The sequence below is a fragment of the Pseudomonas sp. MD195_PC81_125 genome, assembly GCF_014060985.1.
Taxonomy (GTDB): domain Bacteria; phylum Pseudomonadota; class Gammaproteobacteria; order Pseudomonadales; family Pseudomonadaceae; genus Aquipseudomonas; species Aquipseudomonas parakoreensis.
On the sequence record NZ_JABULD010000040.1, the window covers coordinates 1 to 15,236 of the forward strand.

At 59.2% G+C, this 15,236-nt stretch carries 11 protein-coding genes and 1 pseudogene; 2 read left to right on the forward strand and 10 right to left on the reverse strand.

The window, feature by feature from the left end; genetic code table 11:
• Positions 1–79 precede the first annotated feature (79 nt).
• From HT737_RS02230 to HT737_RS02270, 9 genes and pseudogenes are all read right to left on the reverse strand, one after another.
• Positions 80–1,444: a TolC family outer membrane protein gene (locus tag HT737_RS02230; protein WP_121185564.1), complete on the reverse strand. Its 1,365-nt coding sequence runs from the start codon at positions 1,442–1,444 to the stop codon at positions 80–82.
• Between the two features lie 2 nt (positions 1,445–1,446).
• A complete protein-coding gene (locus tag HT737_RS02235; protein WP_007963525.1) occupies positions 1,447–2,796 on the reverse strand; it encodes an HlyD family type I secretion periplasmic adaptor subunit in 1,350 nt (449 codons plus the stop codon).
• On the reverse strand, positions 2,793–4,568 hold the full coding sequence (locus tag HT737_RS02240) for a type I secretion system permease/ATPase (protein ID WP_047294551.1): 1,776 nt from the start codon (positions 4,566–4,568) through the stop codon (positions 2,793–2,795). Before HT737_RS02240 ends, HT737_RS02235 begins: the two co-directional genes overlap by 4 nt.
• A gap of 203 nt (positions 4,569–4,771) precedes the next feature.
• Complete coding sequence (locus tag HT737_RS02245) at positions 4,772–5,200, reverse strand: AprI/Inh family metalloprotease inhibitor (protein WP_152620430.1); 429 nt, start codon at positions 5,198–5,200, stop codon at positions 4,772–4,774.
• Between the two features lie 92 nt (positions 5,201–5,292).
• Entirely contained in the window at positions 5,293–6,756 is a 1,464-nt protein-coding gene (locus HT737_RS02250) for a serralysin family metalloprotease (RefSeq protein WP_182401270.1), read from the reverse strand.
• Positions 6,757–7,212: 456 nt separating this feature from the next.
• A complete protein-coding gene (locus tag HT737_RS02255) occupies positions 7,213–8,298 on the reverse strand; it encodes a polyamine ABC transporter substrate-binding protein (protein WP_047294555.1) in 1,086 nt (361 codons plus the stop codon).
• A 57-nt stretch (positions 8,299–8,355) separates the two neighbouring features.
• A complete protein-coding gene (locus tag HT737_RS02260; RefSeq protein ID WP_182401272.1) occupies positions 8,356–8,700 on the reverse strand; it encodes a cupin domain-containing protein in 345 nt (114 codons plus the stop codon).
• A gap of 31 nt (positions 8,701–8,731) precedes the next feature.
• A complete protein-coding gene (locus HT737_RS02265; RefSeq protein ID WP_182401274.1) occupies positions 8,732–10,138 on the reverse strand; it encodes an FAD-binding oxidoreductase in 1,407 nt (468 codons plus the stop codon).
• A gap of 52 nt (positions 10,139–10,190) precedes the next feature.
• Positions 10,191–11,007, reverse strand: a pseudogene (locus HT737_RS02270) (helix-turn-helix domain-containing protein).
• Positions 11,008–11,271: 264 nt separating this feature from the next.
• On the opposite strand from HT737_RS02270, the gene HT737_RS02275 reads away from it, so the two are divergent.
• The gene (locus HT737_RS02275; protein WP_047294563.1) at positions 11,272–11,544 is read left to right on the forward strand and encodes a DUF1652 domain-containing protein; all 273 of its coding nucleotides are present in this window, start codon (positions 11,272–11,274) and stop codon (positions 11,542–11,544) included.
• A 70-nt stretch (positions 11,545–11,614) separates the two neighbouring features.
• On the opposite strand, the gene HT737_RS02280 is transcribed toward HT737_RS02275, so the two are convergent.
• A complete protein-coding gene (locus HT737_RS02280; RefSeq protein WP_182401276.1) occupies positions 11,615–14,089 on the reverse strand; it encodes a UvrD-helicase domain-containing protein in 2,475 nt (824 codons plus the stop codon).
• A gap of 279 nt (positions 14,090–14,368) precedes the next feature.
• Here HT737_RS02280 and HT737_RS02285 point away from each other — a divergent pair, with 279 nt between their 5' ends.
• Positions 14,369–15,064 carry a pirin family protein gene (locus tag HT737_RS02285; RefSeq protein ID WP_182401278.1) on the forward strand — a complete coding sequence of 232 codons (696 nt, stop codon included), beginning with the start codon at positions 14,369–14,371 and terminating at the stop codon, positions 15,062–15,064.
• Positions 15,065–15,236 lie beyond the last annotated feature (172 nt).

Consider the following 15,236-nt stretch of genomic DNA (forward strand, 5'->3'; position numbering starts at 1 on the left):
GCCAGTCCTTGCTCAATGTAGGAGCTGCCGCAGGCTGCGATCTTTTGCTCTGCTTAAAGCGCCTACAGGATTTTCAGTGTTACTGGGTTTTCGGGCCTTGTCCGAACGCCTCATCCACCCGCGCCAGATCCTGTTCGTTCAAGGTCCCCGCGTAGTAATGCAGCTTGGTCCAGGCCATCAGATAGTCATAGCGCGCCTGAGCCAGATCGCGGCGGGTGGTAAACAGTTGCTGTTCGGCGTTCAGCGCATCGAGGTTCGTCCGTTCACCGCCAAGAATGCTTTGCTTGGTTGACACCACCAGCGCTTCAGCCGACGCCAGTGCCTTCTGATAGGCACGCAATTTGTTGACGCCCGACAGGCAGGCGCTGAACTGGCGGCGCAGTTCGATCAAGGTTTCGCGGGTCTTGCCGTCGAGTTCGTATTCCGCCTGCTCCATGGTGCGGCTGGCCTGGCGGGTCGAGGCCGACACCCCGCCACCGGCATACAGTGGAACGTTGACTTCAAAGCCGATGGTGTTGGTGTCATAGCGCTGGTTATAGGTGTTGCCGCTGTCCGATTCAGTCTTGCGGATCGACGCATAGGCACTGACTTTCGGCAGGTGCCCGGCGCGGTTGCGCTCGACTTCGTACTTGGCCACTTCTACCGCTTGCCGTTGCGACGCCAGATTGGGGTTGTTGCTGATCGCCAGCTCATGCCAGGTGTCGTAGTTGGCCGGCATCAACGCGAAGGTCTGGAAGTTCTGATCCAGTGGTGCCAGCTCGCTGATATCCACCGTCTGCACGCCAACCAGCGCGCCCAGTTCACGCAGCGCGGCGTCCTGCTCGTTGCGCGCCTCGATCTCTTCGGCGGTCGCCAGTTCGTAGCGCGACTCGGCTTCCAGAATGTCGGTGCGCGTGCCCTCGCCCTGCTTGAACATGTGTTCGTTCTGCTGGAACTGTTGCTCGTAAGCCTTCTTCTTGGCCTGGGCGATGTCGATCTGATCCTGGGCGAACAAGGCCTTGGTGTAGTTGTCCAGCACCCGTACCAGCAGCTCCTGACTCTTGCCGCGAAACGCCTCGTCGGCGAACAGCGCCTGCGCCACGCCTTTGCGATACGCCGCATAAGCTTCGTAGTCGAGCAACGGTTGCTGCAAGGTCAGGGTCGAGCCGTAGCTGTTGTAGTTGCGGTCTTCGGTCAGGTTGCCGCGAGCGGTCAGTTGCGTGGCCTTCGAGGTGTTGTGACCCCGGTTGTAGTTGTAACCCAGTCTTGGTAACAGTCCGGCGCGGCCGATGATGCGGTTTTCCAGGCCCGCGTCGCGCTCCTTGATCGCGCCGAGGAACACCGGATCGTTGCGCAATGCCTGTTCGTAGACCTCGAATGGCCCCATGGCCGCCAGTGCGCTGTTTCCTGCGAGCAGCGCGAACGCCGCCCCCAACATCGAAAGCTTATTCATACAGCCGAACATCCTTATTCTTCGGTCAACGCGGAGCCGGCCCGATCGAGCAGCGGTTTGAACAGGTAGTTGAGCAGTGAACGTTCGCCCGTGCGCACGAACATTTCCGCCGGCATACCGGGCTTGATCACCAGACCGTGGAGTTTTTCCATCGCCTGATCACTGACGCTGCTGCGCAACACGTAGTACGGCACGCCGGTTTTCTCGTCGACCATCTGGTCGGCGGAAATCAGGCTGACCTCACCCGGCACGCGCGGGGTCTTGCTCTGGTTGAACGCGGTGAACAGGATATCGACCGGCAGATGCGTGCCGACCTTGTCGATCAGATTGATCGGCAAGTGCCCTTCGACTTCCAGGGTGGTGCCTTGCGGGACGATCTCCAGCAAGGTTTCGCCTTGACGCACCACGGCGCCTTCGGTGTGCACGCCAAGGTTGACCGCCACGCCATCGGCGGTGGCGAGGATCTCGCTGTGCTGCAGGTCGAAACCGGCGGAAGTCAGTTGCTCGGACAGGGTCACGCTTTTGAGCTGTGCGTCGGCCAGTTGCGTGCGCACTTCCTTCTGATATTCCTCGCCATGCTGTTGCAGCTTCAGCCGCGATTCGAGGATGCCCTGCTCCACCCGGCCGCTTTCACCGGTGTTTTCCGCCAGTTGCTGCTGCACTTGCGACAGCTGCCGCTGGTACTCCATCAAGCGGTTGCGCGGGATGTAGCCGTTGTCCGCTAGCGGCTGCAGGTTGCTCAGTTGCTGCTGCAGCGAATCGGCCTGGGCGTTGAGGTCGGTGCGGGCGCGACGCATGCCCGCCAGTTGCGCGGTGGCACCTTCGATGCTGGCGCGCAGGCCGGCCTGCTCGCGGTAAAACGCTTCACGGCGGCTGCTGAACAGTTGACGCTGGCCTTCAAGAACCAGCGCCAGACGCGGATCCGGATCATTGCTCAACTCTGCCGGAAAGGTCACCTGCTTGAGGTTATCGCGCTCGGCCTGCCAGCGTGCGAGGCTGGCCCAGGCCATGCGGTACTGGGCTTGCAGCGACTGCACGTCGGCCGCGACCTGGGTCTGGTCGAGGCGGAACAGCGGCTGGCCCTGTTTGACGATCTCGCCTTCGCGCACCAGAATCCGGCTGACCACGCCGGCACTCATTGACTGCACGGCTTTGCGCTTGCCCGACACCACCACGGTGCCCTGCACCGGAATGCCTTGATCCAGCGGCGCCAGGGCGGCCCAGGTGAAGAAACTGCCGGCGCCGACGATGGCCAGAATCCAGCCCATGCGCGCGAAGAATTTCGCATCGCGCTCCGGGCGCTCGGTGACGTATGCGTGTTCCATGGAGGCTTCGTTTTCAGTGTTCATGCTGGCGCTGCTCATACACCCGAATTCCTTGTCGTGGGCTGGTACTGCCGGCTCATGCTGAGCCCGCCCGGTGCCTGCGCAGATTTTTCCCGTGATTGTTCCTGAGCGCCGGACAGCGCCTTGAGTACGTCCTGACTGTTGCCGAATGCCTGCAGACGACCGTCGTTGAGCACCAGCAACTTGTCGGCCTGGGCCAATACCGAAGAGCGGTGTGTGACCAGCACCACGGTAGTGCCCTTGGCCTTGAGCTGGGCGATGGCGCTGGCCAGCGCAGCCTCACCGACGGTGTCGAGATTGGAGTTCGGCTCATCCAGCACCACCAGGCTCGGGTCGCCATACAGGGCGCGCGCCAATGCGACACGTTGTTTCTGGCCGCCGGACAGACCGCTGCCGTCCTCGCCCAACTGTGTGTCATAACCTTGCGGCATCCGCAGAATCATCTCGTGCACGCCAGCCTGTTGCGCGGCAGCCACGACCTTTTCCGGGTTGGCTTCACTGAACCGGGCAATGTTTTCGGCGATGCTGCCGCTGAACAGTTCGATGTCCTGTGGCAGGTAGCCGATATAGGGGCCGAGCTCATCGCGGTTCCAGCGATGGATGTCGGCACCGTCCAGGCGCACCGTGCCACCCAGGGTCGGCCACACGCCAACCAGCACTCGGGCCAGGGTCGACTTGCCGGACCCGGAAGCACCGAGCACGCCCAGCACTTCGCCCGCGCCAATCGCGAAGTTGACCATGTGCAGGGTCGCCGCGCGTTGCCCCGGTGGGCCGGCACTGACTTGTTCAAAGGCAATCTGGCCCTTTGGCGCAGGCAACGCCATGGCCTCGTCGCTCGGCGGGAACGCCTGCAGCAAGGCATCCAGACGGCGGTAGGCGAGCTTCGCCCCGCTCCACTGTTTCCAGACGGCGATCAACTGATCGATCGGGCTCAGCACCCGGCCCATCAGGATCGAACCGGCGATCATCATCCCGGCCGTCATGTCGCCCTTGATCACCAGCAACGCGCCGAGCCCCAGCACCAGCGATTGCAGGCACAGGCGCAGGGTCTTGCTGATCGAGCTGATCACCGCACCGGTATCGCTGGCCTGATTCTGCAGACCGAGGAAGCGCGAATGCACGCCGAACCAGCGCTTGCGCAACGCACCAAGCATGCCCATGGCCTGAATGGTTTCCGCGTTGTGCAGGTGACTGGTCGCCAGTTGGCTGGACTTCTGCGAGTAACCGGCAGCTTCGCCCAGCGGCTTCTTGGTCATGTATTCGTTGAGGCACGCCAGCGCGATCAGCAGCAGCGCACCCGCCGTGGCGAGGACCCCGAGCCAGACGTTGAACAGGTAAATCACGAACAGATAGACCGGGAACCACGGCGCGTCGAAAAACGCGAACAGGGCTGGCCCGGTGACAAATTGGCGAATGTGGGTCAGGTCGCCCAGCGATTGCCCGGCGTTACCCTCGCCTTTGAACAGGTTGCGTTCGAACGCCGCCTGATACACCCGCAGGTTGAAGCGGCGCTCCAGTTGGCTGCCGATGCGGATTACGATGAAGCTGCGCACCACTTCCAGCATGCCGATGAAGGCGAAAAAGCCGACCACCATCAAGGACAACATCGCCAGGGTGGTTTCGTTCTGCGAAGACAGCACGCGGTCGTAGACCTGCAGCATATAAATGGAGGGCACCAGCATCAGCACGTTAATCAGTGCGGTAAAGCACCCGACGCTGATCAGAATGCTTTTATAGTCACCCAAAGCCTTGAATAAGGGAGCGGTGGCTGGGGCCTTCGCCATCTTCATTGATTATTCCTGAATGTAATCCCCGCCATTCTTTGGCGAGACGCTTCTATTAATTATCCGTGCACAGACCGGACGGGTTCTTGCAACTTGCACTTACACTTCAATAACAACTTTCAACAGTTCAACGCCACTCGTTGCATTGAGCTGTTGCTTATAACTGCAACATCAAACCTTATAGTCAACGGTTCAGTCGGTGCCGTTGTTCACAGCTGCGGTGTATGGCGCGTCAGCGTAATCACCAGTCCCGACTTCAAAGTGCTCAGATAAAGCCCATCACGTTGTCGGCTGAAGAACTGGATTCTTGAACCTTCCTTGCCGGTAATCGACAGGCCGTCCGGATCAGGAAACCAGCCGACTGGCGCTTGCTCAAGCCATGCCCCCAGGCATTCGGCGCCCTTGCCCAGTGTCTGGTTGGGTTCCAGATCGATCAGACAGGTGTTCGAGGGTTTATCCTGCAATGCCTGCGCCTCTGGGGCGTCATCGGGCGCAGTCAGAATCGCCTGCCACTGCCCGGCGAACACGGAGGGGTCTTCCAGTCTGAGGCTGCTTGCCATGGTTGCTTCTCCAGAAATCATGATCAGCGCCGCCGAAAGCCACGCCATTCCCTTGTAGGTAAAAACTTTACGGATCATCAGAAAATTCGCTCCGGCACCTAGCCTTGCCCAGCCATCAACACGATGCAAGCAAAGAAAGCGACGCATGAAGCGCCGCTTTCCCGTTTACATCACGCCACGATGTCGCTGGTCGCTGCCTGGCCAACGGTGCTGACCTGGAAGTCCGCCACGCCGTGCCCGGAGAAGTCCACCGACAACAGGCTGTTGCCGCCCGACGAGGTCAGGATCGCGTCGCCGGCCGAACCGGTGAAGCTGCTGACAAAGTGCAGGCCGGACCCGTTGGTGATGGCGCTCAGGTCGATTTTGTCCAGACCGCTGACGAAATCGAGGATCTGGTCGATTGCACCCGGCTTGGAGTCGGAGCTGGAGGCGAACACGAAAGTGTCCGAACCCGAACCGCCCCACAGTTTGTCCGCACCACCGGCGCCGTAGATGATGTCGTTGCCGGCACCGCCCTTGAGCTCGTTGGACGCACTGTTACCGATCAGCAGGTCGTTGCCCGAACCGCCGATGGCGTTCTCGATGGTCACGCCCTTGGCGATGGATACGTTACCGATCATGCCGCCCACGTCGGAGAACGAGGCTTCATTGAGGTTGATCTTCTGGTTCTGGGTGAAACCCGAGAAGTCGAAGGTGTCCTTGCCGCCCGCATCCCACACCGAGAACACCAGCTTGTCGCTCGACGACGAGGCGCTGAGGAAATCGCGACCGGCGTTGGAGTTGAAGCCGTAGGTCGTATCACCGGTACGGGTGGTCAGGTTGGCGCCGTACAGCTTCTGGATCGCGGCAATGTCGTCCATCAGCGGGCCGGAGGCATAGGCTTCCACACCGCCCTTGCTGAAGTTCTGGGCGGTGTTGCTTTCACTCCAGTAACTCATGAGGCTGTAACCGCGGGTGTCTTGCCCGTAGGAAGCATCCTTGTAAGTCGGGTTGCCTTCGCCGGCGTTGTAGTCGCCAGGGTGAGACAGGCCCAGGGTGTGGCCGATTTCGTGCGTCAGGGTCTGACGCCCGTAGTTGTTCAGACCCGGGGTTTTGTTGACGTCGTAGCCACTGCCGGTCAGATACCAGGACTGACCGTCATAACCTGGCTCGGTGCCTGGCAGGAACGCAAACGCCGCCGCGCCTTCCTGGCCGCCGCTGTAGTTGCCGAAGGTCATGTGACCGTCGCCACCACGGGAAGCTTCGGTGAACGTCACGTTGGCGACATCCGCCCAGGATTGCATGGCGAGCACCGCCTGGGCTTTTTGCAGGGCACTGAACTGACTGAAACCGGTGACGCCCAGGCCGCTGAAGTTAGCGGTTTTGGCGGTCAGAAAGGTGTAGGTCAGTTCGATCTTGCCGCTGTTGTCGAGGTCGTGCCAGGAGGCTCCGTCTCGCAGCAGTTGGGTGGCGGCTTGATCCACCGAGAAGGAGGGTTTGCCATTGACCGTGAGGTTGCCGCCACGATCATATTGATGGCTGAAGCTATTGATCTGGTTCCAGGCGGAGCTGGTTGCCGCCAGAGCCTGCACTGCGCCTACCGGCACGAATGTGTCTGCAGTGATATCAATAGCGTTAGCTTTTACTTTCGACATAAACACACTTCCTTGTTTAGCAATGGAACAGTTTTTGTCAGATAGCGACGATCCCTGGCGAGATCGTCCTATCACTCGCCCAATGAAGGCGTAACGAACCTGACACAATTTGAAATCATACGTCTAGCCTTTTTTTGAGATCAAATTGCACTGTTGCGCAAAACTACCGTAAACAAAGCCTGCGGGGTCGAAAGATTGTTTTACCCGGTTTCACCGCCTCCAATTGTCTGACGATTTTCTATTTAAATATTAAATATTGGTAAGTTGTTTTTTGTTAGACGCGTCTCACTTTCCTGCACTCTATTAGTGCGATGCCAGTGTATTGATATCAACTATTTAATAACGCCTGATACCCCTGTCCCTGTAGGAGCTGTCGAGTGGAACGAGGCTGCGATCTTTGCATTTGAAGATCTAAAGATCGCAGCCTTCGGCAGCTCCTACAGGGTTTGGGGTGGGTTAGCTACCAGTACGAATCTTGTTCCAGACACGGGTGCGGATCCGGTCGATGTTCAGCGGCATGGCTTCCAGCGCAAACAGCTTGCCCATCATCTCCGGGCTCGGATAAACCTTGGTGTCACTTTTGATGGCCGGGTCGATCAGGCCGTCGGCCTGCTGGTTGCCATTGGCGTAGTGCACGTAATTGCTGATGCTGGCCATCACGTCCGGGCGCAGCAGGTAGTTCATGAACGCGTACCCGGCCTTCTCGTCCGGCGCATCGGCGGGCATGGCGACCATGTCGAACCAGATTGCCGCGCCCTCCTTGGGAATCGCGTATCCAATGTCGATGCCGTTCTTCGCTTCCTTGGCGCGGTTTTCCGCTTGCAGGATGTCGCCGGAAAAACCGACCGCCACGCAGATATCGCCATTGGCCAGGTCACTGGTGTATTTCGAGGAATGGAAGTAGCTGACATACGGCCGCACTTTCATCAGCAGTGCTTCGGCTTTCTTGTAGTCCTCGGGGTTCTTGCTATGCGGTGGCAAACCCAGGTAGTTGAGTGCCGCCGGCAGCAGTTCCGGGCCGTTATCAAGGATCGCCACGCCGCACTTCTGCAGTTTTTCCATGTACTCGGGTTTGAAGATCAGGTCCCAGGAATCCACCGGCGCGTTGTCGCCCAGTACCGCTTTGACCTTGGCGACGTTGTAGCCGATGCCGGTGCTGCCCCACAGGTACGGAAAGCCGTGCTCGTTGTTCGGGTCATTGACCTGCAAGGCCTTGAGCAATACCGGATTGAGGTTCTTCCAGTTCGGCAACTGGCTCTTGTCGAGCTTCTTCAGCGCCCCGCCCTGGATCTGCCGCGCCATGAAGTGGTTGGACGGGAACACCACGTCATACCCGGATTTGCCGGTCATCAACTTGCCGTCGAGGGTTTCGTTGCTGTCGTAGACGTCGTAGGTGACTCCAATGCCGGTGTCTTTCTGAAAGTTTTTCGTGGTATCCGGCGCGATGTAATCGGACCAGTTGTAAATCTTCACCGTTTCAGCGGCATGGCTAATGGAGGCAGCCAGCAGCAGCGGCGCCAGAGCGAGGGTTTTCTGGATCATGGGGGTCGATTCCTGTAGTGGCTATTTTTGTTGGCAGGCAATCAAAGGATCAAACAATCAGAAAATAAGGACGTAGGTCTTGCGCACGGTCTCCTGGATATCCCAGATGCCGAGCGTGTTGCCCGGCAACATCAGTGCGTCGCCACCTTGTATGTGCAGGGTTTCACCGCCGTTGTCCGGGGTGAACGTGCAACGCCCGGAGATGAAATGGCAGAACTCTTGCGCGGTGATCTGCCGGCGCCAGCGCCCCGGGGTGCATTCCCAGACGCCGGTTTCAACGCCGTCGTCGCGCTCGACGCTGGTGGTCGAGGCCATCGCGACCGGCTCGCCGATCGGCACGGCGACCGGGTTGGATTGGTCCAGTTGCAGGCTGGCGGTGTTCTTGAACTGCGTAATGCTCATGGTGAGACCTGTCTTGTGAAGAAAACGGCGGTTAGTGCATGAAACCTTCCATGAAGCCCGCGACCTGACTGGCGAGCTTGCGCCGCCACGGTGCGGTGGCCGGATTGGCCAGGGTCTGGTCTTCGTGGACAAAACTTTTGATGATCGCGTTGTAACCGAGCCAGCGGCACGGTTCCGGCTCCCAGGCGCGCAACGCATGAATCCCGCCGTCTGGCAGCACCCACGGCTGCTGCGCAAGTTCGGTGTCGCGCTCCAGAATCAGATCGGCCAGGGTGCGGCCGCCAAGGTTGCTGGCACCCACGCCCTCCCCGCCATAACCGCCGGACAGCGCGATGCCATTGGCCCGATCGCAAAGCATGTGCGGCTTGAAATGCCGCGACATGCCGAGGTTGCCGCCCCAGGCGTGGGTGATTTGCACGTGTTTCAGTTGCGGGAACAGCTCACCGAACAGATAACGCCGCAGTTCGACTTCATCGCGGGTCAGATCGAAGTTGTGGCGCAACTTGCCGGCGAACTGGTAGCCGCCGCGAGCGCCGAAGATCAGGCGGTTATCGGCACTGCGCTGACCATAAGTGACCTGACGGCTGAACTCGCTGAAGGCCTGGCCACGGTTGAGGCCGATTTCATCCCAGGTCGCAGCCGACAGTGGTTCGGTGGCGACAATCAGACTTTGCACCGGCAACTGATAGCGACCCAGCGGCGGCAGCGTCACCGAATAGCCTTCAACGGCCGGCACGATCCAGCGGCTGCGCACACTGGCCCTGGCCGTGCGCAAACTACCGGACTGCCAGTGCGTGACCGGGCTGTTTTCGTAGATCTTCACGCCCATGTTCTGCACGGTACGCGCCAGACCGCGCACCAGTTTCGCCGGGTGAATCGTCGCCACGTGCGGCGCATAGATGCCGCCGTAGGGTTTCGCCACGCGAATCTGTTGCGCCAGTTGTTCGGGGCTCAGCCAGCGGTAATCGTTGTCGGTCAGGCCTTGGGCGTGCAGCTTGTCGAGGTATTCGCGCAGGCTGGCTTCCTGTTCCGGGTAGCGAGCGGCGCAGTACAGCACCCCGCCCTTGCGGTAATCGCAGTCGATGCCCTCACGTTCGAGGACAACTTCCACTTCATCGGGGATGCTGTGCAGCAGATCAAAAGAGGCGCGGCGTTGTTGTGGCGAGAGGCCGGCGAGCAGTCGATCCTCGCCCAGCAGATTGCCCATCAGCCAGCCACCATTGCGCCCGGACGCACCGAAACCGGCGGTTTGCGCCTCGATGATGGCGATATCCAGACCCGGCGCGAGTTTCTTCAGGTAGTACGCGGTCCACAGCCCGGTATAACCGGCGCCGATGATGGCCACGTCGACATCCAGATCCTGTTCCAGCGCCGGCCGCGCGATCAGCGGCTCGTCGAGTTGATCCATCCACAAACTGATAGTGCGCCACGCCGGCATGCAAGACTCCGCCACTGAAAACCTTCGATGGCGTCGATCCTAGTGCGAGTCTTCAACGGCTGTCTTGCGCGCGTGCCCGCAAAGAAATTTGTTTGGCGTAGGCCTTCGGCGACTGGCCGGTGTGCTGGCGAAAGCAACTGTAGAAACGCCGACAGCGAGTTGAAACCGGCAGCAAACGCCAGTTCATCGATACGCAGCGGTGGCGTGGCGTGATCCAGTGACTTGAGCAAATGCTGCAGGCGCGCGTGGTTGACGTATCGATAGAAGCTCTGCCCCAGCACCTGATTGAGCAGGTAGGAAATCTGATTGCGGCTGTACCCGCACTCCTTCGCCACCCGTTGCAGATCCAGCTCGGGATCGAGGTAAGGCTGTTGCCGTTCGAAATATTGCTGCAGGTCTTCGGCCATGAAACTGATCTGGCGCGGTGACAGGCCCAGTCGACTCACCGCCGGACGCTGGCTGGGGGCGACGGTGCCACTGTTTGGCGTGCGAACCAGCGAGGCGTATTCGTTGACCCGCCAGATCAGGCCGTCCTTCACTGTGATCGCTTCACTGGAACGGAACGACACCAGTCCGTCGCCACCGCGCAAGGTCACTTCGTACTGAATGTAGGCAGTGTTGCCATCCACGCGGATCCGGTCGCAATGCTCCAGCGCTTCGTCGGATTCTCGCGGCATGCTGACACGCACGTACTCACGCAACTCATCAAAGCCGAGCACCCGGTTCTGAAAGAAATCGTTGTATTGGACGTCCGGGTGGTACAGCGCCATGACGCTGTCCAGGTCGCGATGTTTCCAGCTCAAGTGATAGCGCATGACCGTAGCGGCCGTGGCCGGGGTCTGTTCTGGGCCGTCGTCGTCGACATGCATAAAGGGCTCTGCGCAAAAGCACCGAGCTTGCCCAACTTCATCCAGACGATCAATCAGTAAACCGTAGTGGCCTTTTGGCGAAGAGTGAATGAGGCGTGACTTACATCAAAAAATGCGCAGCAATCGCAAAATGAACTGAAAAAGCTCACGGAAAATTCACAATGCGGATGCTACTTTTAATGTCACTGACCGGTTGAGCCAATGAAGGCTCTTCCCACCTAGCATGAGCAAAAGGAATCGCTCGATGAAGAAGGCGGGCAACACATGAATAAAGGTTCCAGTAAAGTCACCTTCCCAAACGCGTGCCAGTTGATGCGCTGGCATTTTCATCCAATGGGTTTTGAAGCGACGATGGATGCGCCGGGCAGCATGATTGCCCGACTGTTCGATCGTGCCAGCGGTGAAACCATGATCGCCATCGCCGGCATTCCCTGCGCCACGGTGATGAACGCGGCCGATGTCGAACGAATCATTGAAGCCGTGGAAGACGAACTGGAGACTTTCATTCCTCCAGAGTCTCTCAAGAGTTACGCTTAACCTTTTGTTTTTATTGAAAAAGCCCGCCAATTCCGGCGGGCTTTTTTGTGCGTGAGCGTGTGGGCGTGCATCACGCGGTTTGCGGCTGCTTACGATGATCGACGAAGAATGCCTTGTCTTGGGCCACCCGGTCAGACGCTCTCGGCATATTGACTGACTGAGTGTCCTGCGGCTCGACGTACCAATAGCAATGGCTGACCGCCCGGGTGATTCCGACGTAGGCCAGCCGCAATATTTCGTCCTTCTGCGCCGTGTCATAGGGCTCACTGTCGCCAGCCTTGCCCAGGCCGGCCATGCGATACACCTGGTTCTTGTACGGAGAACTGGTCAGGTGCTGGCAGTCACCCAGCAGAAACACCGCATCGGCTTGCAGTCCCTTGGCACTGTGGTAAGTCAGCTGTTTCAGGCGTCGCGCTTCGTACGGCAAGCTCGAATCAACATTAACTACAGACTGAATATGCTGTTCAATCAACGACTTATCGCTACCTTTTCGATACAGCATCAAGATTGAATCGCCGCGATTATAGTGTTCGGCCAAGCGCTGCCCCAAAGCCTGATCATCGCGCTCCAGCACGCTCACCGGCCACAAGGCCTTGGGGGCGCCGCTGGCTTTGGCTTTTTTGCCCGGGATTGCCGGCGCCGCACGGACGATGTGTTCAGCGGCATCGATGATGTGTTGATGACTGCGGTAATTGTCGCTGAGCATCACCCGTGTAGTGCCCGGTGAAGGGAATTCCTTGTTGAATTCCATGAAATAGCTCGGCGAACTGCCACGCCAGCCGTAGATCGACTGCCAGTCATCGCCCACACACAGCAACGACGAACGCTGTGCGCCCCGCCCAACATGCATCGCCGGGCCACGACTGCGGATTTCCGCCAGACTGGCACGGATCCAGGAGACGATTTGCGGCGAAACGTCCTGAAACTCGTCGATCATCAAGTGCGACATGGGGCGCAGCAGCTCGTCACTGAGCAGTTTGAGGTTCTCTGGCGAATGTTCGCTGAACAGCGCAAACATCCGGTTATAGGTCATCACCGGCGGCTTCTGATCGAGCAAATGATCTTCCAGGGCACGCCAGAACAGGCTCAGCGCCTCGAAGAAGAACCGGTCCGGATCGTCCTTGGCAAAACTCATCCGGCCGACAGCGTCCGGCACGTCCAGCCCGAGGTTTTCGATGAAGCCGGCCGCCGCGACAAAGCAGTCCAGCAGCGGCGCCGAAACCAGCTCACCTTTGACCTTGTAATCGAAGCCTGGACCGGCGCTCGCGTCGCCTGCCAACGTCGACAAGACCCGCTTCGAAGCTTCGTAACTATCCAACCAAATCAATGGCTTACGACAGAAAGCTTGAAACAGGGTGCGCTTGACTGCCCACTCGGCGCGCACTCCGAGCCTGGCGTTGGGTCGGCAGATCTGCGGGTTTTCCCGAGGATCGAACCCGAGCATCACCCAGGCATCGAGGCTGGGAATGTAGCCATGGCAGTGAAAGGTCGAACCGTTGATCTCGAACGTCTGCCGGCCGGGCTCAATGCCTTTGATCGGCCAGGCGCCTGCGCGAAACCACAAGTCTTCGATGGCATCGCACAGCTCTTCATCGCGCTTGGCCGCCAACTCTGTCACCGCCATGCGCTTTTGCACGTCCGGGTGATCGCGTTCCAGCTCCTTGAGCTGCAAACCCGCCTTGGCCAACGGCTGAATGAGCTGACGGAAACGCTCGTCTTCCGTGAACAACCGGTGGTAACAGGCATTGAGCTGGCGGCGCTGAGCGTCGTTGATCCGCAAATCGAACGGATTGCTGTCGACCTCTTCGTCAGCACCCTGAATTCGGTCGCTGAGGTTCTCGAACGCCTGCAAGCGCTCAAATCCCGGCAGACTGCGCACCATCGGCAGAATCCGCGAGTGAAAGGTGCGCACCAGTTCCCGCGCCTGTTTCAGGCTCAGGGCCAAGCCCCAGAGCGCAAACAATTCGATCAGTTTGTTGATGAAGTCCTTGCGCGACTCGCGGGTGAAGGTCACCACGGTCATCGAATCAAGTTCAAAGCCCAGGTAGTGAGTGAGCAACACAAGCCTTAGCACCAGCGTCGTCGATTTGCCCGCTCCGGCACCGGCAATCACCGAGGTCGAAGGCGTATCACTGAAAATCATTTTCCATTGCGCGGCGCTTGGCTGAGCATGTTCGGGCAGCAAGCGCGCCACATCGGCCTTCATACGCTTCTTCAGCTCGGCACTGAGGGGCAGGCGCCAGTCGTCGAACAAATGATTGTCCACGTTCGGCGGACGATGTTCGGTGCTGCGACTGTCACGAATCAACAGCACTTGCCGACCCTCCTCCAGGCCTTCGAGTTTGCCCTCCTTGAAGCCGTACTCCACACCAGCGGTGTGGCCACTGCGAAAGCCGTCAGCCTGACCATGCAACCATGACGCGCGGTGTTGAGCGCGCAAGCGCGTCAGGCCGTGGCCGAAGAAACGCGCGGCCAGACGCTTGAACCATGGCATCTCGGCCAGTGGACGGAGTTCGGGAGGCAGATCGGGAGTGTGTTGCGCCACGCTGAGGGGCTCCAGTGTGTGAGGCTGTTGGGGGCTATGGTGTCTTTATTTGCCCCTGAGTTCTAGCGAAATGCTTACAGCTCATAGGTTTAGGCGATGAAATGAAAGTGGGGTGAGACCGTTTCGAACCCGCTTCCCATCAACGAATTCGATGAGAATGCCGCACTTTTTACGCTTTTTATCGATGATTGACTGATGGATGATGCTCGTCATTAACCGACGGTCTCGCTTCGTGGCTCTGGCGTTACGCCCCATGACGGACCTTTTGAGGAGACGATCATGCTTGAACTCAGACCTTTCAACACGCTGGGCGGCGCTCATCACGGCTGGCTGGATGCCCATCACCACTTTTCGTTCGCCGAATACTACGACCCGCAACGCATGAACTGGGGCAATCTGCGGGTGTGGAATGACGACGTCATCGCCGCCGGCACCGGGTTCCCGTTACATCCGCACCGCGACATGGAAATCATCACCTACGTGCGTGAAGGTGCGATTACCCATCAGGACAACCTTGGCAACAAGGGCCGGACCGAAGCCGGCGACGTACAGGTCATGAGCGCCGGTACCGGCATTGCGCACAGTGAGTACAACCTGGAAGACAAAGAGACCCGAATCTTTCAGATCTGGATTCTGCCGACGGAAACCGGGGCGCCGCCATCGTGGGGTGCCAAACCGTTCCCCAAAGGTCAGCGCGAAGGCTTTGTCACCCTGGCCAGCGGCAAAGAAGGCGATGATCAGAGCTTGCGCATTCGCGCCGATGCGCGACTGGTCGCAGCCAACCTCAAGGCGGGCGAAACAGCTGAATATCAACTGGATGCAGGACGCCGTGCGTATCTGGTGCCCGCCACCGGCCTGATTGAAGTCAATGGCTTGCGTGCACAAGCTCGAGATGGCGTTGCCGTCGAGCATGAATCAGTACTGAGGGTGACAGCGCTCGAAGACAGCGAAGTCGTTTTGGTGGATCTGGCTTGATCGGCTGATTTGCGGGCAAAAAAAGGGCGACCATTACAGTCGCCCTTTTTTTGTAGCGAGGGGATTCATCCCCGATAGGCCGCAAAGCGGCCGTCTTTTCAATGGAGCGGACTGCTACGCAGTCCATCGGGGATAAATCCCCTCACCACAGGAAGAACTCACCTCCCTGAAG